The organism is Mycetocola sp. (assembly GCF_046716805.1).
Lineage (GTDB): Bacteria > Actinomycetota > Actinomycetes > Actinomycetales > Microbacteriaceae > Mycetocola_A.
On sequence record NZ_JBKJWH010000169.1, the window covers coordinates 1 to 2742 of the forward strand.

At 64.8% G+C, this 2742-nt stretch carries 3 protein-coding genes; 2 read left to right on the forward strand and 1 reads right to left on the reverse strand.

Annotation, left to right across the window (positions count from 1 at the left end):
• Positions 1–937, forward strand: a 937-nt coding sequence (locus tag ACLQ62_RS13910) for an NYN domain-containing protein (RefSeq protein ID WP_411722228.1), incomplete at its 5' end; no start/stop codon positions are given.
• Positions 938–1294: 357 nt separating this feature from the next.
• Here ACLQ62_RS13910 and ACLQ62_RS13915 read toward each other — a convergent pair.
• Positions 1295–1666 carry a VOC family protein gene (locus ACLQ62_RS13915; RefSeq protein WP_411722229.1) on the reverse strand — a complete coding sequence of 124 codons (372 nt, stop codon included), beginning with the start codon at positions 1664–1666 and terminating at the stop codon, positions 1295–1297.
• A 314-nt stretch (positions 1667–1980) separates the two neighbouring features.
• Between ACLQ62_RS13915 and ACLQ62_RS13920 the strand changes: the two genes are divergently transcribed.
• A complete protein-coding gene (locus ACLQ62_RS13920) occupies positions 1981–2556 on the forward strand; it encodes a hypothetical protein (RefSeq protein ID WP_411722230.1) in 576 nt (191 codons plus the stop codon).
• Positions 2557–2742: the final 186 nt, after the last annotated feature.

The following is a 2742-nucleotide window of genomic DNA, read 5'->3' on the forward strand; positions in this document are numbered from 1 at the left end:
CATGGCCAAGAAGCCCCGCGACCGCGTCGCCGTCTACATCGATTTCGACAACATCGTTATCTCCCGCTACAACCAGCTGCACGGCGACGGGCAGTTCGCCAAGGACCGCGTCCGCCACTTCGTCGCGATCCGCAGCAACTCCGACCCGGTGATCGCGGCCCGCATCCGCGCGGCCACCGTCGACGTTGCGGCCATCCTCGACTACGCCTCCTCGTTCGGCTCCATCGTGATCAGCCGCGCCTACGCCGACTGGTCAACACCGTTCAACGCCAGCGACCAGAAACAGCTCATCGGCCGCGCTGTCGACCTGACCCAGCTGTTCCCGACGGCGTACTCGCTCAAGAACGGCGCCGACATCCGCTTGGCTGTGGATGTCATCGAAGACAGCTTCCGTCTCAAGGGTCTGACCCATGTCGTCATCGTCGCCGGCGACTCGGACTACATCCCGCTCGCCCAGCGCTGCAAACGCCTCGACCGCTACGTCGTCGGCATCGGCGTCTCCGGCGCGACGAGCAGTTCTCTCGCGGCCTCCTGCGACGAGTACGCCGACTACGACAACCTGCCCGGCGTGGAACCCATCCCGGAGAGCGCCACGCTGACCGCCCAATCTGCCACGGCGACGGATGCTGCGCCGCAGCTCCCGCAGGAATCCTCCGCCGATTCTGCTGCCGCACCCGCAACATCCGCCGACCCGGGCCGGAACCCGCAGAAGGCGGCGACGACGCTGCTGAAGCGAGCCATGGAACTGCTGGCGAAGAACGACCTCGAGTGGCAGCATGCCTCGGCCGTGAAGGTGCAGATGAAGCGGATGGAGCCGTCGTTTCAGGAGCGGCCACTCGGTCACAGTCAGTTCTCGGAATTCCTCAGGTCCCGGCAGTCGGTCATCGAGATCGACAAGAGTAACCCGACGCCGCTGCGGTTGAGGCTGAAGGCCTGAGTTCTCGAGCCGGACCTTGAAGTCGATCAGCGGCTTGAGCTGAGAGCAGCCGATCGCGGTTCCGGCCTCAGTCGGTCAGCAAGTTGAGGGCGCGCTTCCGGGCGCGGTGGCATCCCCGCTGGGAGCATTTCCGGACTGTTGTTCGGAGCCGCGCAGATCTGGTGGGGCTGGCTCCTCTGGAAATCGAAGGGGCGGGTCGGCAGGGCATCCACTCGCTGATCGGTCTCCTTCTGCAGCGAGCCGAAGACGCCCCACCGCGCGTCCCGCCGAACGCGAAGGATCCCCGGCTGCTCAAGCAACCGGGGACCGCTCAGCCTGTGCGCTCGTCAGGCGCGGGCGCTTAGAACCTTTCGACTGTCAGGCGCGTTCCTCGATGACCAGGAAGTTGCCCTCGGTGTCGCGGAACCAGGCGGCCCGTCCCTCTGCAGAGGTCGCGATGCCGTCTTTCATCTGCATTCCGGGCAGGTTGTCATACTCCTCGAATACGATCCCGCGCTCGCGGAGGCGGGCCATCTCGGCCTCGAGGTCGTTGGTCAGCCATCCCATCTGCGTGTTCTTGGCGGTGCCGGCGTTGGGGGTCTGGTAAATCTCGAAGAGGCCGCCGGGAGAGTGGTAGACGAGTGCCTCCGCGTTTTCCTCGTCGGGGTCGAGGTCGAGCATGTCGTGATAGAAAGTGCGCGCTCGAGCGAGATCGGCCGCGGGAAGAACGGTGTGTAACTCCATCAACATAGGAATCATCCTCAAAAATGTGGAGCGGAACTATGCGGCGAGCGCGGCCGTCTCAGGGCGCGCCACCCGGCAGGGAACTCGGAAGAGGGCATGCGCGACCGTTGCGGGTTCCCTCGTCCGTCGGGCCGGAAGGCGGCTCAGCGGGCGCTGTGCGTATATCTGCGCTACATCGTACGCCGGTCCCGGCGAGGCCGACAGGGTGCGTTGTCGCGCGACCTTCGAAGAGGGGCCAGCGATGTGATCGACGCCGAGGTTCCGCTCCCGATACGCTCCACAGACGACCGCCGCGCGTCTCCCATGAAGGGCACTCACCCATGACCAGTTCCTCCCTCCAGTATCTTCCGCGCTTCTTTGTGAAGCAGAGGCTCACGATGATGGTGAACCGCTACGAGATCGTCGAGGCCAACCCCGACGGCTCCCCGGGGCGGATGCTCGCCGTCGCTCAGCAGAAGCGCATGGCCATGAAGGAACAGGTCACGTTCTACGCCGACGACACGAAGACCCTGCCTCTGTTCGGTTTCAAGGCACGACGGATGATGGATGTGGCGGCGGCCTACGACGTCACCGCCGCCGATGGAACGGTGCTCGGGTCCTTTCAGAAGGACTTCGCCGCAAGCCTGCTGCGATCGAGCTTCCATCTCAACGCTCCCGGCCTGGATGCCTACGGCCAGGAACGCAACTCGCTGATCGCCGTCGCTCGTCGGCTGGTGGACTTTCCGTTCTCGTTCCACTTCGACTTCACCGACAAAGCGACCGGCGCAACGGTTCTCACCAGCGAGCGGCAGTTCAGCCTTCGGGACCGGTACACGGTCGACGTGCCCGACCAAAGAGTCGACTTCCGCCTCGCCGCATCAGTCGCCGTCGGTCTGGACGCTCTTCTGCAAAGGTAACTCGCTCGCACTCCCGCACCAACGGCGGCGCTCGCTAGACTCCGCGGTATGCACCAGAACGACGACGTCGTCACCCCGAAGCAACTCGCCGCAGACCTTCCCGTCACTGCGAAGACGATTCGCAGCTGGCTCCGGCGTAGCGGTTTTCGACCGGACGTTGAAAAGGGAGCCCGATGGCTGCTCACT